Consider the following 20,237-nt stretch of genomic DNA (forward strand, 5'->3'; position numbering starts at 1 on the left):
GTCCAATGCCGCCGGCGGGCGGCGGCGCTTACCGTGCCCGTCATTGGTGGTAATCGTGCCGCCCGCATACCCGGAGGGGACAGATGAAACGCAAGCAGTTGAGCATGGCGATCCACGGCGCGCTGGCCGTGTCGCTGCTGGTCGGCGCCCCGGCGCTGGCGCAGGACGCGCCGAAGGCGAAGACCAAAGAGGGCGAGCAGGTGACGACGCTCGAATCCGTCAAGGTCACCGCGCGCAAGCGCGAGGAGACGCTGCAGGACGTGCCGGTCGCGGTGACGGCGTTCACTGCCGGCCAGCTGGATCGCCTGGACGTGAAGGACTTGTCGAATCTCGACGGCCAGGTGCCAAACCTTACGATCTATGCGGCGCGTGGTTCCAATACCACCCTGACTGCCTACATTCGCGGCGTTGGCCAATCGGATCCGCTGTGGGGCGTTGATCCGGGCGTTGGGCTCTACATGGATGACGTCTACATTGCCCGTCCACAGGGCGCGCTGCTCGATGTCTTCGACGTCGATCGCATCGAGGTTCTGCGCGGTCCGCAGGGAACCCTGTACGGCAAGAACACCATTGGTGGCGCGATCAAATACGTCTCCAAGGGACTGCGGCCGGATTTCAACGGGTTTGGCTCCGTTGCGATCGGCAATTACGGCCAGCGTGATTTCAAGGGCGCGATCGGTGGCAGCCTGGGGGAAGCGATGCGTTGCGTGCCAGGGTCTCGGTGGCCAGGCTGAAGAATGACGGCTTCGGCAGGAACATCGTCACCGGGGACCGCGTCAGCGACAAGGATGCCACCGCATGGCGCGTGCAACTCGGCGCGTACTTCAACGATGCGTTCGATGTGCAGTTTGCCATCGACCATGTGAAAGATGCATCCGGGGTTCGCGGGGCCAGGATGCTGGAGGCGAACCGGTTCGTTCCCAATACGCCGCCATTGGCGAGCCGCTATGACGTGCGCAATGGGATGCCGAACGTCAATGAGACCACCATGAGTGGTGCGTCGATGACGGCCCATTTCCGTGCCAGTGATGACTGGACCTGGAAATACGTGCTGGCGAAGCGGAAATCGGATACCGAGACGAACATCGATTTCGATACCACCCAGGCCAAGATCGCCGATGTCAAGGCGTTCTACAGCGACCAGCAGCTGACCAACGAACTGCAAGCCAACTACGATGCCGGCGACAAGCTGCATGGCGTGATGGGGCTCTACTCTTTCGACGGCTGGGCCGGCGGCCGTGTCCTCAACAACTTCTTCAACTTGCTGTTCGGCGATACCCAGGGGAAGGTGTACACCAAGAGTTATGCCCTCTACGCCGATTGGACCTACGACGTAAGCACGGACTTCAGCGTTGATTTCGGCGTTCGCTACACGAATGAGGAAAAGCACGCGATCGTGCTCAACCGGGGGTATTCCGATGCCACCTTCACGCAGCCGGTCTCGGTCGCGGCGAACTTCGACAAGAGGATTACGTTCAAGAACGTTTCCCCGAAGATTTCGCTGGACTACCGGCTGAGCCAGGCGGTGATGCTCTATGGGTTGTACACGCGTGGCTTCAAGTCCGGCGGCTACAACATCCGCGCCCAGGCTGTCGCGGTTCCGCGTTCCGCGAATCCGTTCCGCGACGAGAAGGTAGACAGCTTCGAGGTCGGCAGCAAAATGGCGCTGCTGGGTGACAGCCTGTTCCTCAATCTGGCCGCGTTCCACAACCGCTACAAGGACATCCAGCTGTCGGTATTCACCGCCTACGACAGCAATGGTGACGGGACGGACGATGCCTTTTTCGGCGATTTCACAAATGCCGGCTCCGGGACGGTCAACGGCTTGGAGATCGAATATCAGTGGAAACTGGCGGAGAACTGGTCGCTGGCCGGCAATCTTGCCTGGCTGGATGCCAAGTATGACCGTTTCATCTATGCCGGGGTGAACATCGCCAGCGAGCAAAAGTTCACCAATGCGCCGCGCTTCAACGGCGGGATCAATCTCGAATACCGGCATCCGGCAGGCCAGGGCGACGTGTTTGCGCGGATCGGCTACACCTATCAGACCGATGTCGTGGCCACCACCGAAATCCTGCGCGCGGAGGTGCCGCCGTTCGGACGTCCGCCGATCAGCCAGGGGCCGTACGGCCTGCTCGGTGCGACCGTGATCTGGACCATCAATCCGGCCTGGACCCTCTCACTGCAAGGCAGCAATCTGCTCGACCGACGCTATCTGACCACCGGCTACAATCTCAACCGTGCGCTCGGTGTGTATACCGGCTTCTATGGGCCGCCGCGGCAGGTCAGCCTCAGCGTGCGCTACAACTTCTGACCCACGCACCTCCGGGCCGGTACGTCGCGGCGGCGGGCGCAAGCCCGCCGTCGCGCTATCCTCGCCGGCGATGTCCGTCCATGCGCGAGTCCGCATTCCTCCATGCCTGAAGGCGGCGCCATGCTGAGCGTCGCCACGGTGGTGGCCGCCGCGCTGCTGTGGCTGGGCCTGCTGTTCGGCACCGGCCTGTACGCGGAGCGCCACCCGCACGTGTTCGCCCGCCACTGGCGGCATGTCTATGCGCTGTCGCTGGCGGTGCACTGCACCTCGTGGACCTTTTATGGCACGGTGACCCAGGCGGCGCGCTACGGCTGGCCGCTGCCGCCGACGTTCGTCGGCGCGATCCTGTTCTATGTACTGGCGATCGCCTTCATGGTGCACCTGGTGCGGCTGGCGCGCGAGAGTAACGCGACCTCGCTGGCCGACCTGATCGCCACCCGGTTGGGCAAGGACGCGTGGCTGGCGGCGGTGGTGACCCTGGTCGCGGTGCTCGGCCTGATTCCTTATATCGCGCTGCAGCTGCAGGCGATCACCATGAGCCTGGCCACGCTCACTTCCGGCATCGCCAGCGCGGATGACGGCGCGCCGCCGGCGTGGCGCGACGGGGCGCTGTACGTGGCGCTGGCGATGGCGGCGTTCGCGATCCTGTTCGGCACCCGCCGGGTCAGCGCCGCCGGGCACAACCGCGGGCTGGTGCTGGCGCTGGCGTTCGAATCGCTGTTCAAGCTGGTGGCGATGCTGGCGCTGGGCGGGTTCGTGTGGTTCGGCCTGCGCGGCCTGCCGGAGCTGCCGCCGCCGCCACCGCCCGCAGCCACGGGCGGCTTCATGCCGCTGGTGATCCTGGGCGCGTTGGCGATGTTCGTGATGCCGCACCAGTTCCACGTCGGCGTGGTGGAATGCCGCGACCAGGCCGACGTGCGCACCGCGCGCTGGCAGTTCCCGCTGTATCTGCTGCTGATCGCGCTGCCCACCCTGGCGCTGGCGCGCGCGGGCGCGGCCCTGCTGGGCAATAGCGTGCCCACCGACATGTACGCGCTGGCGCTGCCGCTGGCGCAGGGGCATGCCGGGCTGGCCCTGCTGGTGTTCCTGGGAGGGTTGAGCGCGGCCACCGGCATGGTGATCGTGAGCACGCTCACCCTGAGCCTGATGATCGGCAACCACTGGTTCGCACCCGGCCTGCTGCGTGGGGCCTGGGCCCGCGCGCAAGGCGGCGACCGCCGCGGCGATCTGCTGCGGCTGCGGCGGGTCGGCATCCTGCTGCTGATGCTGCTGGGCTGGGGCTACAGCCGCCTGCTGAGCGGCAACCAGGCGCTGGCCGACGTGGGCGCGGTGTCGTTCTCCGCGCTGGCCACCCTGGCTCCGGCGCTGGCCTTCGCGGTCTTTCGCCCACAGACGCCGGCGATCGCGGCCAGCATCGGGGTGCTGGCGGGATTCGCGGCCTGGGCCTGGGTGATGCTGGTGCCGATGTTGGCGGCGGCGTTGGGCGGCGACCCGCACTGGCGCGCGAAGGGCCGCTGGGTCTGGCCTGGTTGGCGCCGGAGGCGATGTTCGGCCTGACCGGCTGGAGCCGGCTGGCGCGGGCGGTCGGGGTCAGCCTGTTCACCGGCACCGCCGCCACCTGGCTGGTGGCGGTGCTGCGCGGGGTTCCGCGCCAGCGCGCCACGCGCGGGGCCGACCTTGAGACTTTGCGCAGCGCCGGACTGCGGTTTTTGCCAGCGGAACGGGTGGAGGCACTGCTGCGCGACGCGCCGCCCAGCGGCCTGGTGCCGGCGCGGTTGGAGTCGCGGCTGGAGCACGAGCTGGCCGCGGTGCTCGGCAGCGCCTCGGCGCGCCTGCTGCTGGATGCCGCGCGCCGCGCCGCGCCGGGCGCCGACCTCGACACGGTGGCTGCGATCGTGGGCGAGGCCTCGCAGGACCTGCGCTTCAACCAGCGGGTGCTGGAGGCGGCGCTGGAGAACATGAGCCAGGGCATCAGCGTGGTCGATGCCCAGCTGCATCTGGTGGCCTGGAACCGCCGCTACGAGGAGCTGTTCGGCTATCCGCGCGGGATGCTGCGGGTGGGCATGCCGATCGCGCAGGCCGCGCGCTGGGCGTTGCGCCACGTGTCGCGGATCGATTCCACGCAGTTGGATGCGGCGTTGGCGCGTCGGCTCGCGCACATGCGCGCCGGCACCCCGCACCTGTCGGAGCGGGTGTTCCCGGACGGCAGCATCGTCGAAATCCGCGGCAACCCGATGCCGGGTGGCGGCTTCGTCGCCACCTTCACCGACGTCACCGCGTTCCGACAGGCCGAGGCCGGGCTGATGCGGGTAAACGAGACCCTGGAGCAGCGCGTGGCCGAACGCACCGCGCTGCTGGAAGCCGCCAAGCGCGAGGCCGAGCAGGCCAACGACGCCAAGAGCCGCTTTCTGGCCGCGATCGGGCACGACCTGCTGCAGCCCCTGCATGCCGCGCACCTGTTCGCGGATACGTTGCAGCAGCGCGGCGACGCCGAGCAGCGCGAGCTGGCGCGGCAGATTTCCTCGGCGCTGGATTCCACCGCCGACCTGCTGACCACCCTGCTGGACATGTCGCGGCTGGAGGCCGGCGGCCTGGTGCCGGAGCCGCGCGCCCTGCCGCTGGCCGAGGTGCTGGAGCCGCTGGTCGCGCAGTTCCGGGTGCTGGCCGCCGAGCGCGGGTTGCAGCTGCGCCATGTCCCCACCCGGGCCTGGGTGCACAGCGACCCGCAGCTGCTGCGGCGGGCGCTGCAGAACTTCCTGGCGAATGCCGTGCGCTACACCGCGCGCGGGAAAATCCTGATCGGCGTGCGCCGGCGCGGCGGCTGGCTGTGCATCGAGGTGCACGACACCGGGCCGGGCATCCCCCATGCCCAGCGCGAGGCGATCTTCGAGGAGTTCCGCCGCGGCGACGGTGCGTCGGGGCAGGGCTTGGGGCTGGGGCTGGCGATCGCGCGCCGGATCGCGGGCCTGCTGGGCAGCGAAATTTCCCTGCGCTCGCAGCCGGGCCGCGGCAGCTGCTTCGGCCTGTGCCTGGCGGCGGCCGGGGCGCAGCCGCAGCGGCCGCCGGTGCGGGCCGCCACCCGCGGCCTGGCCGGCCTGCGGGTGCTGGTGGTGGACAACGAGGCGCCGGCGCGCGAGGCCCTGTGCCGGGTGCTGGAGGGCTGGGGTTGCCGGGTCCGGGCCGCTGCCGATGGCGAGGCCGCCGCGCGTCTGCTGGGCGATGCTGCGTGCGATTTGTGGCTGCTGGATTACCACCTGGATGCCGGCGAGGATGGCGTCCGCCTGCATGCGCGCCTGGCCACCCGCTACGGCGCCGTGCCGTGCCTGATCCTCAGCGCCGACCAGACCGGCGCGGTGCGCAGCGCGGTGCAGGAGGCGGGGCTGTCGCTGCTGGCCAAGCCGCTGCGCCCGCTGGCGCTCAAATCGATGCTCGACCGCCTGCTGGCGGCGCATCCGCCGGCGACCGTGGAGTAGCTGCGCCGGCTACACTGCGCGCATGCCCTATACCCCGATCCTGGCCACCCTCGGCTATGTGCTCTCGCCGGACCGGCGGCGAGTGCTGATGATCCACCGCAACGCACGCCCCGGCGACCAGCATCTCGGCAAGTACAACGGCCTCGGCGGCAAGCTGGAGCGGGACGAGGACGTGCTGGCCGGCCTGCGCCGCGAGCTGCGCGAGGAAGCCGGGATCGAATGCACCGGCGTGCGCCTGCGCGGTACCCTCAGCTGGCCCGGCTTCGGCAGGCAGGGCGAGGACTGGCTGGGCTTCGTGTTCGTGGTCGAGGCCTACACCGGCACCCCGCTGCAGCGCAACCCGGAAGGCACCCTGGAATGGGTGGAGCGCGAGCGCCTGCTCGACCTGCCGCTGTGGGAGGGCGACCGCCACTTCCTGCCGCTGGTGTTCGACGACGATCCGCGCCCGTTCCACGGGGTGATGTCGTACCGCGATGGGCGTATGCAGTCGTGGGCCTTCTCGCGCCTGTGATCCGTGGCCGCCACTGATGTTCGCACCGAGGCGAGGTCTTCCGGCGCACAATGCGCGTCCCCCCCAGGAGCCATGCCATGACCACGATCGTCAAAGCCCGCGGCGCGCACGCCGCCGACCAGCCCGTCGTCGCCCTCGACATTCCGCGCCGCGCGCCGGGTGCGCGTGATGTGCAGATCGAGATTGCCTACTGCGGCATCTGCCATTCCGACCTGCACACCATCCGCTCGGAGTGGCCGGGCACGCGCTACCCCTGTGTGCCAGGCCATGAGATCGTCGGCCACGTCAGCGCGGTCGGCAAAGATGTCACCCGTTTCAAGGTGGGCGACACCGTCGGCGTGGGCTGCATGGTCGGCAGCTGCCGGCGCTGCGCGGCCTGCGCGGAGGGGCTGGAGCAGTATTGCGAGAACGGCATGGTCGGCACTTACAACGGCCCGACCACGGATGCCCCCGGCCATACCCTCGGCGGCTATTCGCAGCGGATCGTGGTGGACGAGAAGTTCGTCCTGCACGTGCGCCATCCGCAGGACCAGCTGGCGGCGGTGGCGCCGCTGCTGTGCGCCGGCATCACCACCTATTCGCCGCTGCGCCACTGGCAGGCCGGCCCCGGCAAGAAGGTCGGAGTCGTCGGCATCGGTGGGCTGGGCCACATGGGCATCAAGCTCGCGCATGCGATGGGGGCGCACGTGGTGGCGTTCACCACCAGCGAATCCAAGCGCCAGCAGGCGCATGCCCTAGGCGCTGACGAAGTGGTGAACTCGCGCGACGAGACGCAGATGGCCGCGCACCGCGGCAGCTTCGACTTCATCCTGGACACGGTGGCGGCACCGCACGTGCTGGATGCGTTCACCGCGCTGCTCAAGCGCGACGGCACGTTGTGCCTGGTCGGCGCCCCGGCCACGCCGCATCCCAGCCCGGCGGTGTCGGGCCTGATCTTCGGGCGCAAGTCCATTGCCGGTTCGCTGATCGGCGGGATCAAGGAGACCCAGGACATGCTGGATTTCTGCGCCGGGCACGGGATCGTGGCCGACATCGAGCTGGTGCGCGCGGACGAGATCGAGACCGCCTACGAGCGCATGCTCAGGAGCGACGTCAAGTACCGCTTCGTGATCGACATCGCCACCCTGTGAGCAGGCGCAACGTGCGCGCCGGTTCTCCACAGCCGCTGTGGATGAAATCCGGATAAGCATGTGGATAATAGCCTGCACGCCTTGCGCGGTGCGGCTGATCAAGAGGAGTGGCGAAAAAATCGCCACGTCTTTTTTGTGAGGATCGGCCGCGAAATTCGGGTTCTCCACAGCGGCTGTGGATGGAAATCGTATAACGATGTGGACAATCGCGTGCGCGCCTTGCGTGGTGCGGCTGTCAATAGTATTGGCGAAATATTCGCCAGTCGTGCGCTGGGTCAGACTTCGACCTGGCGGGCCGGGTCGCTCAGTTCCAGCGAGCGCAGTACCACCCCGGCCTGGGTGCGGTTGCGCACGCCCAGGCGTTCGAAGATCGCGGTCAGGTGCGCCTTCACCGTGCGCTCCTGCACGCCGAGGCGGTCCGCGATCTGCTTGTTGAGCAGGCCGTCGGCGACCAGCGTGAGCACCCGGAACTGCTGCGGCGACAGGCTGGCCAGCCGCGCGGCGAGATCGGTATCGCCCGGCGCGCTCTGCGCGCGCGCCACGCTGGTGCGCAGCGCCGGCGGCAAGCCAGGTCTCGCAGGCCAGCACGGCGGTGATCGCCGCGCGCAGTTCATCCAGCCCGGCGCTCTTGGGCAGGTAGCCGGCCGCGCCGTGGTCCAGCGCGCGCCGCACCACCCGCGGATCGTCGTTGGCCGAGACCACGACCACTGCCACGCCCGGGAACTGCGCACGGATTGCGGCCAGCCCGGCCAGCCCGTGGTTGCCCGGCATGTGCAGGTCCAGCAGCACCAGGTCCACCTGTGGCTGCGCCTCCAGCAGCGCCAGCGTCGCCTCGATGGGTACCGGCTTCGAACAGCTCCACCGCGCCCAGCGCCTCGCGCGCCGCCTGCTTGAGCGCAGCGCGGAACAGCGGATGGTCGTCGGCGATCAGTAGCGAGGGCATGGGCTCACTGCGCCGTCCAGCCGCCGTCCACCGGCAGCGCGGTGCCGGTGATGTTGTGGGCTTCGCGCCGGCACAGGAACACCGCCAGCGCGGCGATCTCCTCCGGCAGGGTCATGCGCAGGCTGGGCTGCTTTTCGGCCAGCAGCGCGCGTACGCCGTCCTCGCGCGAGCCGCCGCGCATGCGCGCCTGGATCTGCGGCTCGATCAGCGGCGTTTCCACCCAGCCCGGGCAGATGCAGTTGACGGTGATGCCGCCGGACTCGCGGTTGCCCTGCGCCGCGTATTCCAGCGCGGCGACCTTGCTCAGGCCGACGAGGCCGAACTTGCTGGCCGCGTAGGGCGCCTTGTCCTTGGAGGCCACCAGCCCGTGCACCGAGGCGATGTTGACCACCCGCCCATAGCCGCGCGCGGCCATCGCCGGCAGCGCCGCGCGCATGGTGTGGAAGGCCGACGACAGGTTGATGGCGAGGATGTCGTTCCACCTCGAAACCGGCATCTCGTGCAGCGGCACCGCGTGCTGGATGCCGGCGTTGTTCACCAGCACGTCCACGCCGCCGTCCGACCAGGCGGCGAGATCGCGCATCATCGCCGCGATGGCGTCGGGGTCGCGCAGGTCGGCGCCGAAGTGGCGCACGTGCGCCGGTCCGGTGCCCGCGTCCGCGGCCTCGACCTCGCGGACCGCGCTGGCGATCTGTTCCGGCGTGCCCAGGCCGTTGATCGCCACCCGTGCGCCGGCCGCAGCCAGCGCCTTGGCGATCGCCAGGCCGATGCCGGAGGTGCTGCCGGTGACCAGGGCGGTGCGCCCGCGCAGGAAGGATTCGCTCATGAGGGAGCTCCGCGACGCCGTGGGGGAGCCATACGCTAGCAGGATCGCGCCGGTGCGGCGGTCGCGCGCGGCTGGTACGAAAGTACGATGCGGGAGATTGCGGCAGGGGGTAAGGTCGGTACATGCATACACCCCGCCATTGCGCCCTCGCCGCGGCCGGCCTGCTGCTGGCCGCCTGCGCCGGCCTGCCCGCGCAGGCCCCGTCGAACCAGGAAGCCCGCCCCATGTTCAGCCCGTCCGCCGTCACCGCGCATCGCGGCGACGATGATCTCCTGACCGCCGGCCTCGGCCTGCAGGGCCTGCGCGCGCTGCTGCCGCCGGCGTTCGCGGAGGCCGCGCATCCGACCCCGGCCGAGCTGCGCCGGCGTGCGATCTGGTCGAACTGGCGCGGGATCGCCGACCTCGCGCCGGGCGGCGGGTATGGCGAGCTGTACGGCAGCACCGCGGCGGTGCCGGGCCGCGAGTTCAGCGCCTATGCCCGACTGCCCGGCGCGAAGCAGCCGCATCGCGTGCTGGTGCAGCTGCCGGATGAGTTCGATACGCGCAAGCGCTGCGTGGTGGTGACCGCCTCCTCGGGTTCGCGCGGCATCTACGGCGCGATCGCGGTGGCCGGCGCCTGGGGCCTGCCGCGCGGCTGCGCGGTGGCCTACACCGACAAAGGCGCCGGCACCGACTATTTCGACCTGGAGGCCGGGCAGGGCATCGCGCTGGATGGCACCGCCGCCGCCGCTGGGGGCGATGCCGCGCTGGCCTTCACGCCCGTGCCGGCCTCCGGCCACGGCGTGGCCTTCAAGCACGCGCATTCGCAGGACAACCCCGAGGCCGACTGGGGCCGCCATCTGAAGCAGGCGGCGCAGTTCGCGCTGGAAGTGCTGAGCGCGCAGTATCCGCAGCAGGCGCCGTTCACGTTCGCGAACACCCGCGTCATCGCGGTCGGCATTTCCAACGGCGGCGGCGCGGTGCTGCGCGCGGCGGAAGACCCGGAGCCGTGGCTGGACGCGGCGGTGGCCGGCGAGCCCAGCGTGCTGGTGGACGGCCACGGCGCGCGCGCGCTGTACGACTACGCCAGCGAGGCCGCGCTGCTGATGCCCTGCGCGCTGCCGCAGCTGGGCATCCCGGCGATGCCGGGGCTGGAGATGAGGTGCGCGGCGCTGGCGGCGCGCGGAGTGCTTTCGGGCGCGACCCTCGATGCCCAGCAGAAGGACGCGCTGGCGCGCCTGCGCGCGGCCGGCTGGAGCGATGCCGGCCTGCGCGCCGGGGCGATCAGCGTCGGCTTCGATCTGTGGCGGGCGATCGCGGTGGCCTACGCCTCGGCCTACGGGCGCTATCCGCACGATGCGCACCCCTGCGGCTACCGCTATGCCGCGCTGGGCGCGGACCTCGCACCGCGCAGTGCCACCGCCGCCGAGCGCGCCGCCTGGTGGGCCGATGCCAGTGGCATCCCGCCCGGCGCGGGCGTGGCCATCGTCGATCCGCAGCCGCCTGCCGATCTCGGCCTGACCGGCCTGCAGTGCCTGCGCGGACTGTGGACGGGCGAGGGCGCGGATGCCCGTCGCGTGCGCCAGGGCATCGCCACAACCCGCGCCGCGCCGCCGCGCGCCGGCCTGCCGCTGGTGGTGATCCACGGCAGCGACGACGGCCTGGTGCCGCCGGCCTTCTCCAGCGCGCCCTACGTGGCGATGGCCAGGACCGCCGGGCGCGACGTGCGCTACTGGCAGGTAGGCAACGCCCAGCATTTCGATGCCTTCCTCGGCCTGCCGCACATGGCCGCGGCCTACCTGCCGCTGCTGCCCTACGTGTACGCGGCGCTGGATCGGGTCGATGCCTATCTCGACGGCAAGGCCGCGCTGCCGGAGGACGCGGTGATCGCCACGGTGCCGCGCATGGGCGCGCCGCTGGCGCCGGCGAACCTGGCACTGCCGCGCTGAGTTGCGCTGAATCGACTCCGCAGCGTCATGGCGGTGCCGCATCCGCGTTGCTAGCATGGCGCCCATAGCGGAGGAGCCATGACGGACGCACCCAATGATTTCATGGCGCTGGCGCGCCAGTACTGGACGCAATGGGGCGAGGCATTGCAGGGCGCATCGGCGGCCAGCCGTAGCCGGATCCCGGCCTGCAGGACGTGCTGCAGGCGTGGCGTGGCCGGCTCGACGCTGGCGCGTTCAACGCGGCGTTCGACCACCTGCAGCGGCAGGCCGGCGCCTGGCTGGCGCAGATGCAGCAGGTGGCGGCGCAGTTCGCCGGGCGCCCGCATTCCGCACCGGACGTGGCACGCGCCTGGCGCGACGTGGTGGGCGGCAATCCGTTCGCCGGCATGGTGCAGGGCATGCAGGGGCCGGGGCTCGGCAACCTCGCGCAGTGGGGCGAGCTGGCCGCGCCGTGGCTGCACGGCCTGCGCGCGCAGGCGGAAGGGATGCTGGGCCTGCCGGCCTTCGGACTGGCGCGCGAGCACCAGGAACGTGGGCAGGCGCTGGGACGTGCACTGCTGCGCCTGCAGCGCGCGCAGGACGCCTGGAATGCGCTCTTGGCCAGAGCCTCGCAGGACGCATTCGCACGTTTCGAGGCCAGGCTGGTCGAGCATGAGGCGCCGGGCCGCCAGCTCACCAGCGTGCGTGCGCTGTTCGATGTGTGGGTGGATGCCGCCGAGGAGGCCTGGGCCGAGCTCGCACTGTCACGCGAGTACCGCCATGCGCTGGGCGAGCTGGTCAACGCGCAGATGCAGGCGCGTGCCGCGGCGCAGGCGATCGGCGAGCAGATGGCCTGCGCGCTGGGCCTGCCCGGGCGGATGGAGCTGGACAGCGCGCACCGCAAGCTCGCGGAGCTCGAGCGCGCGCTGCGGCGGATGCAGGATGCGCCGGCGGCGGATGCGGAGGCGACGCAGTCGCGGCCGCGCCCGAAACCGGCCGCGCGCCCGCTGGGCGCTGCGAACAAAGCGGCCGGCAAAGCCGTGAAGACGGCGGCCGTCAAGACGGCGAAGGCAGCGCCGGCCAGGGCCGCCGGGCGTACGACCAGACCGGCCGCAAAGTCCGCTGCAAAGCCCGCCGCCAAGACCATTGCCAAGACCGCGACCAAGACCGCGACCAAGACCACCGCCAGGAAGCGCTGACATGTACGGCCCGCTCGCCATCACCCCCGGAAACGCTGGCCGAAGAGGCCGGCAAGCTGCAGCGCAAGCTCGCGGCCGGCCTGCACACCCTGCGCGAGCTGGACGATGTCCACGTGGGCGCGACGGCGCGCGAGGAAGTCTGGCGCGACGGCAAGGTGGTGCTGTACCGCTTCCGTGGTGCGCGCGCGCCCACGGCCAGGGTGCCGATCCTGATCGCCTACGCGCTGGTCAACCGCCCGTACATGGTCGACCTGCAGGACGACCGCTCGCTGGTGAAAGGACTGCTGGCGCGCGGCGAGGATGTCTACATCATCGACTGGGGCTATCCCGACCGCTCCGACCGCTTCCTGACCCTTCAGGATTACATCGAGCGCTTCCTCGGCGGCGCGATCGAGCATCTGTGCCGCGCACACGGCCTGCCGGCGATCCACCTGCTGGGCATCTGCCAGGGCGGCGCGTTCTCGCTGTGCTACGCGGCCTTGCACCCGGAGCGGGTGAAGAACCTCATCACCATGGTGACGCCGGTGGACTTCCATACCCCGGACAACATGCTGTCGAACTGGAACCGCGAGATCGACGTGGACCTGCTGGTGGACACGCTCGGCAACGTGCCGGCCGACATGATGAACTTCACCTACCTGATGCTCAAACCCTGGCGGCTGTTCGCGCAGAAATACGTGGGCATGCTCGACATCCTCGACGACCGCAAGGCGATGGAGGATTTCCTGCGCATGGAGCAGTGGATCTTCGATTCGCCCGACCAGGCCGGCGAAGCCTTCCGCGAGTTCAGCAAGCAGTTCTTCCAGGAGAACCGCTTCGTCACCGGCGGCGCCAAGGTGGGCGATCGCGAGGTGCACCTGGGGCTGGTGGAGATGCCGGTTCTCAACATCTACGCCGAGCAGGACCACCTGGTGCCGCCGGATGCCTCGCGCGCGCTGCGCACGCTGTGCGGCAGCCGCGACTACACCGAGTATTCCTTCCGCGGCGGCCACATCGGCATCTACGTCTCCGGGCGTGCGCAGAAGGACGTGCCGCAGGCGATCCACGACTGGCTGGCGCAGCGGTCGCGCTGAGCATGCGCGCGCCGCCGCGCTGGCTGCTGCGCCTCGCGCAGGGCCTCGGCATCGTCTGGGCCTTGCCGGTGACGATGCTTGGCCTCGCGGCGGGGCTGGCGGCACTGGCTGCCGGCGCCCGGGTACGCCTCAGCCGGCGCGATCTGGCCTGCGTGTTCCAGCGCGTGCCGTGGGGGCCGGGCGGCGCGCTGACGCTGGGCAACGTGATTCTGGATACCGGCGACGATCTCGGTCGACCCTGCCGCACCTATGCGCACGCGGCCGGTCTTGCGGTGCAGCCGCGCATCCGGCTGGCCGACCACGAGCGCGCCCACGTCTTCCAGTACATGGTGCTGGGCGCGCTGCTGCCGCCGCTGTACCTGCTGCATGGCGGGGTGTCCGCGCGCAACCGCTTCGAGCATGCGGCCGACCGCTACGCGCTGACCGGCCGCGGCTGGTGGCCGTGGGCACACGACTGACACGACTGAATGCGGCTTGTCGACGGACGGCATCGCGGCGCGGGTGCATTTAGCGTTTTGCTAATGTCGCCGGTCCTATGGTGTTCGGCACCGGAGAAAAACTGTCCGGCGCGCAAGGCGCCCTGCAGAATCGCTCCGGCCACGACCCGGTCCCCTCCAGGCGCAACGCCCGCGAGACCGGGTCTTTTCTGTCAGCGCCTGGCTACCGCGCTGGTGCGCAGGGAGATGGGTGCGCGCGCACGTCATTCGCGGACTTCGATCGCACCCTGCAGGCGCCCTTGCCGGTCGACCACCACCCGCACGCGCCGGCGGCCATGGTAGAAGCTGGCGCGATACAGGCCCGCGTCCTCGCCGGTGCCGCGCTCGCACAGCTGGCTGATGCGGCGCTGCCGCAGCAGGCGCAGGAACGCTTCCGGCGTCAGGCCGAACGCGCTGGCGATCGGGGCGGCGTCGATCTCGATTTCGAGCGCCGGTTGCAGGGCGATGGGAATGGCATCACGCATGGTTCAAACCCCGCCGCGGCGGCGGACGAGGAGGTGCCTGCATTCTCCGCAGGCGGCATGATGCCGGCCATGACCGGGATCAACAGCGGGCCGGAAGCGCTCCGCGTCGCGTCCTGCAGGCCCGGCATGCAAAAGGGGCCCGCAGGCCCCTTCGCATCGAGCGCCGGCGCGGGCCGGGATCAGTTCACGTTCGACAGGTCGCGCAGTTGGGTGGGCATGCTGTGGAAATAGGCGGCCAGGTCGGCGATCTGCTGGTCGCTCAGGCCCTTGGCCTGGGCCGCCATCACGTCGGCATTGCCGCCGGCGCGCGCGCCGCTGCGGTAGGCCTGCAGGGCGTGTTCGAGGTAGTCGGCGTACTGGCCGCCGATCTTCGGATAGATGTCGCCGATCGGGGCATTGCCCTCGGCGCCGTGGCAGGACGTGCAGGGCGCGATGCCTTGGCCGCCGTTGGTGGCCAGTTCCTGGCCGGCGCGGATGTCGCCCTTGGGCAGACCGGCGGACGAGGACGTGTGGGCGGCTTCGCCAGCGGCCTCGGCATCCGGCTTGCCGGCACTGCAAGCGGACAGGGTGAGGGCGCAGGCCAGGGCCAGCAGGGTCAGGGAGGTCTTGGTCATGGCGCGGTTCACTTCAGGCTGGACAGATAGGCGGCGATGTCGGCGATGTCCTGCTCGGAAAAGCTTTGCGCCTGGGCCTGCATGGTCGGGTGCTTGCGATTGCCGTTGCGGTACTCGTTCAGCGCGTTGCGCAGGTAGGTTTCCGACTGCCCGCCGATCAGCGGCACGTGGTAGCTCGGATAGGCGTTCTTGTAGCCGGTCAGGCCGTGGCAGCCGCGGCAGGTATAGGTCAGACCCTTGCCACGGGCGGCATCGCCCTTGGCAACGGCCGGCGCGGCGGTTGCCGGGGCCGCGGCGGCGGGCGCGGGGTCCTGGGCGGTGGCGGAGAAGGCCGCCAGCAGCAGGGCAAGGCTTGCGGCAATCGACAGCGGTCGCGTCATCGGCGGTTCCCGTGGTGATTTCGAAAGGTGAGCGTTGGAGGCGAAGCCGCCGTGTCAGGCAGCTTCCGTTCAGGGAGTATAGCGGCGATTTCCCGTCCCAACACCGGCGCGCCATCCATATGGTGCGGGCCTGCGTAGCAATTGGATTGCGCTGCCATTTCCGCCGCCCGTCCAGCAACCCGTCCATCCTGCCCGCGCCCCCTGCCATCCATGACCTTCGGCGCATGGCAGGCGTGATTGGCTTGGTGACATACTTGACTACAACACCAGACACTGGCGACCTCCCCATGCATCACACCCCCACGGCCACCGCCTTCCGCCCTGGCCGCACCCCCGCCCTGGTCCGTGCCGGCCTGTTGCTGATCGTCCTCGGCCTGTCCGCCTGCAAACCTTCCACAGGCCCAGCTGGCAAGCCGGATGGCCAGCAGGGCAAGGGGCCCGGAGGCGGTGCCGGTGGAAGTGGCCCGTGCCGAACGGCGCTCGATCTCGGCCAGCTACAACGGCACCGCGCCGCTGGAGGCGCGCGCCCAGGCACAGGTGGTGGCCAAGACCTCGGGGATCGCGCTGAAGGTGCTGGCCGATGTCGGCCAGCACGTGACGGCCGGGCAGACCCTGGTGGTGATCGACCGCGACCGCGCCCTGCTGCAGGTGGCGCAGGCCGAGGCGCAGGTGCGCAAGCTGGAAGCGAACTACAACCGCGCCACCCAGCTGGCGGCGCAGAAAATGGTCAGCGCCAACGACGTGGACCAGCTGCGGTTCGACCTCGACAACGCCCGCGCCACCCTGCGCATGGCCAGGCTGGAGCTGTCCTACGGCAACGTGACCGCGCCGATTTCCGGGGTGGTGGCCAGCCGCGACATCAAGCCCGGCAACTTCGTGCAGATCAATACGCCGATCCTCACCATCGTGGACACCTCGCGCCTGGAGGCCACGCTGAACGCGCCCGAGCGCGAGATCGAGAAGCTCAAGCCCGGGCAGGCAGTGGAGCTGACGGTGGACCCGCTGCCGGGCCGCACCTTCAAGGGCCGGGTGGACCGGGTGGCGCCGGTGGTGGACGCCGGCAGCGGCACCTTCCGGGTAATCTGCGCGTTCACGGCCGATGGCGGCCTGCAGCCGGGCATGTTCGGGCGCATCCGCATCAACTACGACCAGCGTGCGGACGCACTGGTGATCCCGCGCACCGCGCTGCTGGAGGACGGCGGCGACCCGGCGGTGTTCGTGGTGCGCAACGGCAAGGCCGAGCGCGCCACCCTCAAGCTGGGCTATGACGACGGCCCCTGGGTGGAAGTACGCGCCGGCCTGAAGCAGGGCGAGCCGGTGGTGGTCGCCGGCAAGGCCGCGCTGCGTGATGGTAGTGCGGTAAAGGTGCTGGATACGGGCGCGGGCGCGGCGCCAGCGCAGGCGGCCCGATGAGCGCGCCGTCCCCGCACGACCCGCTGGGCGCGCCCACCGGCCGCTTCAGCCTGGCCGAGTTCTCCACCCGCCGGCGCGTCACCATCGCGATGATGACGGTGACCCTGGTGCTGTTCGGCCTGATCGCGCTGGGCAGCCTCAAGGTCAACCTGCTGCCGGACCTCAGCTATCCCACGTTGACCGTGCGCACCGACTATCCCGGCGCCGCGCCGGCCGAGGTGGAAACCCTGATCTCGCAGCCGGCGGAAGAGGCGCTGGGCGTGGTCAAGGGGTTGCGCAAGCTGAAGTCGGTTTCGCGCACCGGCCAGTCCGACGTGGTGCTGGAGTTCGCCTGGGGCACCGACATGGACCAGGCCAGCCTGGACGTGCGCGACAAGATGGAATCGCTGCAGCTGCCACTGGAGGCCAAGCCGCCGGTGCTGCTGCGCTTCAATCCGTCCACCCAGCCGATCATGCGCCTGGCGCTGTCGCCGAAACAGGCCGGCCGCGGCGATGAGGAGCTGCGCCAGCTGATGGAGCTGCGCCGCTACGCCGACGAGGACCTCAAGCGCAAGCTGGAACCGTTGGCCGGGGTGGCCGCGGTCAAGGTCGGCGGCGGTCTCGAGGACGAGGTGCAGGTGGAGGTGGACCAGCGCAGGCTGGCCCAGCTGGGGCTGTCGATCGACACCGTGATCCAGCGCCTGCAGCAGGAGAACGTGAACATCTCCGGCGGCCGCCTGGAGGAAGGCGCGCAGCGCTACCTGGTGCGCACCGTCAACCAGTTCGCCAACGTCGATGAAATCCGCAACATGCTGCTGACCACGCGCGCGGCGGCGTCCAGCAACCCCGCCGAGCAGGCCGCGATGCGGGTGGCGGCGGCCAGCGGCAACGCCAGCGTGATGGCTGCGCTGGCGCAGGGCGGCGGCAACGGCGCCCGCAGCGGTAGCGAGGCCCTGCGCCTGGGCGACGTGGCGCAGGTGCGCCAGGGCTACAAGGAGCGCGACACCATCATCCGCCTGAACGGGCGCGAGGCGGTGGAGCTGGCGATCTACAAGGAAGGCGACGCCAACACGGTGGCCACCGCCGATGCGCTGCGGGCGCGGCTGCAGCAGATCCGCGAGCAGCTGCCGCGCGATGTCGAACTGAGCGTGATCGAGGACCAGTCGGTCTTCATCCGCAATGCCATCCGCGATGTGAAGGTGGACGGCGTGATCGGCGGCGTGCTGGCGATCCTGATCATCTTCCTGTTCCTGCGCGACGGCTGGAGCACGTTCGTCATCAGCCTGTCGCTGCCGGTGTCGATCATCGCCACCTTCTTCGTGATGGGCCAGCTGGGGCTGAGCCTGAACGTGATGTCGCTGGGCGGCCTGGCGCTGGCCACGGGGCTGGTGGTGGATGATTCCATCGTGGTGCTGGAGTCGATCGCCAAGGCGCGCGAGCGCGGCCTGGGCATCCTCGAAGCGGCGATCGCCGGCACCCGCGAGGTGAGCATGGCGGTGGTCGCCTCGACCCTGACCACGATCGCGGTGTTCCTGCCGCTGGTGTTCGTGCAGGGCATCGCCGGCCAGCTGTTCCGCGACCAGGCGCTGACGGTGGCGATCGCGATCGCGGTGTCGCTGGTGGTGGCGATGACCCTGATCCCGATGCTCAGCTCGCTCAAAGGGCGCGCGCCGCTGGGCTTCCCGGAGGAGCCGCCACATCCGCGCTGGCAGGCCGAAAAGGCCTGGCAGAAGCCGGCGATGTACGCCGGGCGAGGGATCGGTGCGCTGGTGCGCTACGGGTTTTTCGGCCTGGTGTGGCTGGTGGTGCGCGCCTGGCGCCTGCTCGGTGCGCTGGTGGGGCCGGTGATGCGCAAGGCCAGCGAGCTGGCGATGGCGCCGTATGCGCGCGCCGAGCGCGCTTACCTGCGCATCCTGCCGGCGGCGCTGGCGCGCCCGGCGCCGGTGTTGCTGGTGGCGGGCATCGCGTTCGCGGCGACGCTGGCGGTGCTGCCGCTGCTGGGCACCGACCTGATCCCGCAGCTGGCGCAGGACCGCTTCGACATGACGGCCAAGCTGCCGCCGGGCACGCCGCTGGCGCGCACCGATGCGCTGATCCGGCAAGTGCAGGCCGCGCATGCCGGGGACGCGGGCGTGCGCCTGCTGTACGGCGTCTCCGGCACCGGCACCCGGCTGGACGCCAGCCCCACCGAGAGCGGCGAGAACATCGGCAAGCTGTCGGTGGTGATGACCGACAACGCAGCGGAAGGCCCGCTGACCGAGGCGCTGCGCAAGACCATGGCGGCCCATCCGGGCGTGCAGGTGGATTTCAGCCGGCCCGAGCTGTTCTCGCTGTCGCCGCCGCTGGAGATCGAGGTGGAGGGCAATGACCTTGACGCCATCCGCGCCGCCGGCAACAGGCTGGCCGCGATGCTGCGCGCGAACGGCCACTACGCCGACGTGAAATCGACGGTGGAGCAGGGGTTCCCCGAAATCCAGATCCGCTTCGACCAGGACCGCGCCGCCGCGCTCGGCCTGACCACCCGCCAGATCGCCGATGCCGTCACCAAGAAGGTGGCCGGCGAAGTGGCCACCCGCTACAGCTTCCGCGACCGCAAGATCGATGTGCTGGTGCGCGCGCAGGAAGGCGACCGCGCCTCGGTGGAGGACATCCGCCGCCTGATCGTGAATCCGGGCAAGGGCGCGCCGGTGGAGCTGGCCGCGGTGGCCAGCGTGGTGGCGACCTATGGGCCCAGCGAGATCCACCGCGCCGACCACCGCCGGGTGGCGATCGTCTCCGCCAACCTGCGCGGGATCGATCTCGGCACCGCGATCCGCGAGGTGCAGGCGATGGTGGCCGAGCACCCGCTGGGCGTCGGCATCGGCATGCAGGTCGGCGGCCAGGGCCAGGAGCTGGACGATTCCATCCGCTCGCTGCTGTTCGCGTTCGGGCTCGCGGTGTTCCTGGTGTACCTGGTGATGGCCTCGCAGTTCGAATCGCTGCTGCACCCGTTCGTGATCCTGTTCACCATCCCGCTGGCGCTGGTGGGCGCGGTCGCGGCGCTGCTGCTGACCCGCTCGCCGGTGTCGGTGGTGGTGTTCATTGGCCTGATCCTGCTGGTGGGCCTGGTGGTGAAGAACGCGATCATCCTGATCGACAAGGTCAACCAGCTGCGCGAGGCCGGGGTGGCCAAGCGCGAGGCGCTGGTGGAAGGCGCGCGCTCGCGTCTGCGCCCGATCATGATGACCACCCTCACCGCCGTGTTCGGCTTCCTGCCGCTGGCGCTGGCGTTCGGCGACGGCGCCGAGGTGCGTAGCCCGATGGCGGTGACGGTGATCGGCGGCCTGCTGGTGTCCACCCTGCTCACCCTGGTGGTGATCCCGGTGGTGTACGACCTGCTGGACCGCAAGCCGGATGGGTATTACGCCGAACGCGGCCGGCGCGCGCGCAGGGATGCAGAGGCGGTGGCCGAGGTGCTGGCCCACGAGCACGACCCGCTGGCCGCACCCGGCCGTGGCGAAGCGAAGGCGTGAGC

13 protein-coding genes and 3 pseudogenes are annotated in these 20,237 nt (G+C 70.1%); 11 read left to right on the plus strand and 5 right to left on the minus strand.

Annotation, left to right across the window (positions count from 1 at the left end; genetic code table 11):
* The first annotated feature begins 83 nt into the window (after positions 1–83).
* From LJB71_RS07415 to LJB71_RS07430, 5 genes and pseudogenes are all read left to right on the plus strand, one after another.
* Positions 84–2,314: pseudogene (locus tag LJB71_RS07415) on the plus strand (TonB-dependent receptor).
* A 120-nt stretch (positions 2,315–2,434) separates the two neighbouring features.
* Positions 2,435–3,871 carry a hypothetical protein gene (locus tag LJB71_RS14555; RefSeq protein ID WP_310649402.1) on the plus strand — a complete coding sequence of 479 codons (1,437 nt, stop codon included), beginning with the start codon at positions 2,435–2,437 and terminating at the stop codon, positions 3,869–3,871.
* Positions 3,859–5,787, plus strand: coding sequence for a PAS-domain containing protein (locus LJB71_RS14560; protein WP_310649403.1), 1,929 nt, complete (start codon positions 3,859–3,861; stop codon positions 5,785–5,787). The genes LJB71_RS14555 and LJB71_RS14560 overlap by 13 nt, the downstream gene beginning before the upstream one ends.
* 22 nt (positions 5,788–5,809) lie before the next feature.
* Entirely contained in the window at positions 5,810–6,298 is a 489-nt protein-coding gene (locus LJB71_RS07425; RefSeq protein ID WP_259303683.1) for an 8-oxo-dGTP diphosphatase, read from the plus strand.
* 77 nt (positions 6,299–6,375) lie between these two features.
* Positions 6,376–7,428 carry an NAD(P)-dependent alcohol dehydrogenase gene (locus LJB71_RS07430; RefSeq protein WP_259303684.1) on the plus strand — a complete coding sequence of 351 codons (1,053 nt, stop codon included), beginning with the start codon at positions 6,376–6,378 and terminating at the stop codon, positions 7,426–7,428.
* A 275-nt stretch (positions 7,429–7,703) separates the two neighbouring features.
* Here the strand turns inward: LJB71_RS07430 and LJB71_RS07435 are convergent.
* Together LJB71_RS07435 and LJB71_RS07440 are read right to left on the minus strand one after the other, a co-directional pair.
* Positions 7,704–8,371 (minus strand): annotated as a pseudogene (locus LJB71_RS07435) (response regulator transcription factor).
* Positions 8,372–8,375: 4 nt separating this feature from the next.
* Positions 8,376–9,197 carry a 3-hydroxybutyrate dehydrogenase gene (locus LJB71_RS07440; protein WP_259303685.1) on the minus strand — a complete coding sequence of 274 codons (822 nt, stop codon included), beginning with the start codon at positions 9,195–9,197 and terminating at the stop codon, positions 8,376–8,378.
* A 122-nt stretch (positions 9,198–9,319) separates the two neighbouring features.
* On the opposite strand from LJB71_RS07440, the gene LJB71_RS07445 reads away from it, so the two are divergent.
* From LJB71_RS07445 to LJB71_RS07460, 4 genes are all read left to right on the plus strand, one after another.
* Positions 9,320–11,125 carry a D-(-)-3-hydroxybutyrate oligomer hydrolase gene (locus tag LJB71_RS07445; RefSeq protein WP_259303687.1) on the plus strand — a complete coding sequence of 602 codons (1,806 nt, stop codon included), beginning with the start codon at positions 9,320–9,322 and terminating at the stop codon, positions 11,123–11,125.
* A gap of 194 nt (positions 11,126–11,319) precedes the next feature.
* Entirely contained in the window at positions 11,320–12,303 is a 984-nt protein-coding gene (locus LJB71_RS07450) for a poly(R)-hydroxyalkanoic acid synthase subunit PhaE (RefSeq protein WP_259303688.1), read from the plus strand.
* 35 nt (positions 12,304–12,338) lie between these two features.
* On the plus strand, positions 12,339–13,376 hold the full coding sequence (locus LJB71_RS07455) for a class III poly(R)-hydroxyalkanoic acid synthase subunit PhaC (RefSeq protein ID WP_259304761.1): 1,038 nt from the start codon (positions 12,339–12,341) through the stop codon (positions 13,374–13,376).
* Between the two features lie 2 nt (positions 13,377–13,378).
* A complete protein-coding gene (locus LJB71_RS07460; RefSeq protein ID WP_259303689.1) occupies positions 13,379–13,834 on the plus strand; it encodes a hypothetical protein in 456 nt (151 codons plus the stop codon).
* A gap of 242 nt (positions 13,835–14,076) precedes the next feature.
* Here LJB71_RS07460 and LJB71_RS07465 read toward each other — a convergent pair whose 3' ends face one another.
* The 3 genes from LJB71_RS07465 to LJB71_RS07475 form a co-directional block, all read right to left on the minus strand.
* On the minus strand, positions 14,077–14,337 hold the full coding sequence (locus LJB71_RS07465; RefSeq protein WP_259303690.1) for a DUF4859 domain-containing protein: 261 nt from the start codon (positions 14,335–14,337) through the stop codon (positions 14,077–14,079).
* Between the two features lie 179 nt (positions 14,338–14,516).
* The gene (locus tag LJB71_RS07470) at positions 14,517–14,951 is read right to left on the minus strand and encodes a c-type cytochrome (RefSeq protein WP_259303691.1); all 435 of its coding nucleotides are present in this window, start codon (positions 14,949–14,951) and stop codon (positions 14,517–14,519) included.
* An 8-nt stretch (positions 14,952–14,959) separates the two neighbouring features.
* Positions 14,960–15,331: a cytochrome c gene (locus LJB71_RS07475; RefSeq protein WP_259303692.1), complete on the minus strand. Its 372-nt coding sequence runs from the start codon at positions 15,329–15,331 to the stop codon at positions 14,960–14,962.
* A gap of 441 nt (positions 15,332–15,772) precedes the next feature.
* Between LJB71_RS07475 and LJB71_RS07480 the strand changes: the two are divergent.
* Positions 15,773–16,744 (plus strand): annotated as a pseudogene (locus tag LJB71_RS07480) (efflux RND transporter periplasmic adaptor subunit); the annotation flags it as partial.
* A complete protein-coding gene (locus LJB71_RS07485; protein ID WP_259303693.1) occupies positions 16,741–20,235 on the plus strand; it encodes an efflux RND transporter permease subunit in 3,495 nt (1,164 codons plus the stop codon). The pseudogene LJB71_RS07480 and the gene LJB71_RS07485, both read left to right, overlap by 4 nt.
* Positions 20,236–20,237 lie beyond the last annotated feature (2 nt).

The organism is Thermomonas sp. S9 (genome assembly GCF_024704365.1).
In the GTDB taxonomy this organism is placed as follows: domain Bacteria; phylum Pseudomonadota; class Gammaproteobacteria; order Xanthomonadales; family Xanthomonadaceae; genus Thermomonas.

Excerpts from the sequence above, each read along its gene's own strand:
- LJB71_RS07475 (WP_259303692.1), bottom strand. The coding sequence starts at position 15,331 with ATGACGCGACCGCTGTCGATTGCCGCAAGCCTTGCCCTGCTGCTGGCG.
- LJB71_RS14560 (WP_310649403.1), top strand. The coding sequence starts at position 3,859 with ATGTTCGGCCTGACCGGCTGGAGCCGGCTGGCGCGGGCGGTCGGGGTC.
- LJB71_RS07445 (WP_259303687.1), top strand. The coding sequence starts at position 9,320 with ATGCATACACCCCGCCATTGCGCCCTCGCCGCGGCCGGCCTGCTGCTG.
- LJB71_RS14555 (WP_310649402.1), top strand. The coding sequence starts at position 2,435 with ATGCTGAGCGTCGCCACGGTGGTGGCCGCCGCGCTGCTGTGGCTGGGC.
- LJB71_RS07430 (WP_259303684.1), top strand. The coding sequence starts at position 6,376 with ATGACCACGATCGTCAAAGCCCGCGGCGCGCACGCCGCCGACCAGCCC.
- LJB71_RS07425 (WP_259303683.1), top strand. The coding sequence starts at position 5,810 with ATGCCCTATACCCCGATCCTGGCCACCCTCGGCTATGTGCTCTCGCCG.
- LJB71_RS07465 (WP_259303690.1), bottom strand. The coding sequence starts at position 14,337 with ATGCGTGATGCCATTCCCATCGCCCTGCAACCGGCGCTCGAAATCGAG.
- LJB71_RS07440 (WP_259303685.1), bottom strand. The coding sequence starts at position 9,197 with ATGAGCGAATCCTTCCTGCGCGGGCGCACCGCCCTGGTCACCGGCAGC.
- LJB71_RS07470 (WP_259303691.1), bottom strand. The coding sequence starts at position 14,951 with ATGACCAAGACCTCCCTGACCCTGCTGGCCCTGGCCTGCGCCCTCACC.
- LJB71_RS07485 (WP_259303693.1), top strand. The coding sequence starts at position 16,741 with ATGAGCGCGCCGTCCCCGCACGACCCGCTGGGCGCGCCCACCGGCCGC.
- LJB71_RS07460 (WP_259303689.1), top strand. The coding sequence starts at position 13,379 with ATGCGCGCGCCGCCGCGCTGGCTGCTGCGCCTCGCGCAGGGCCTCGGC.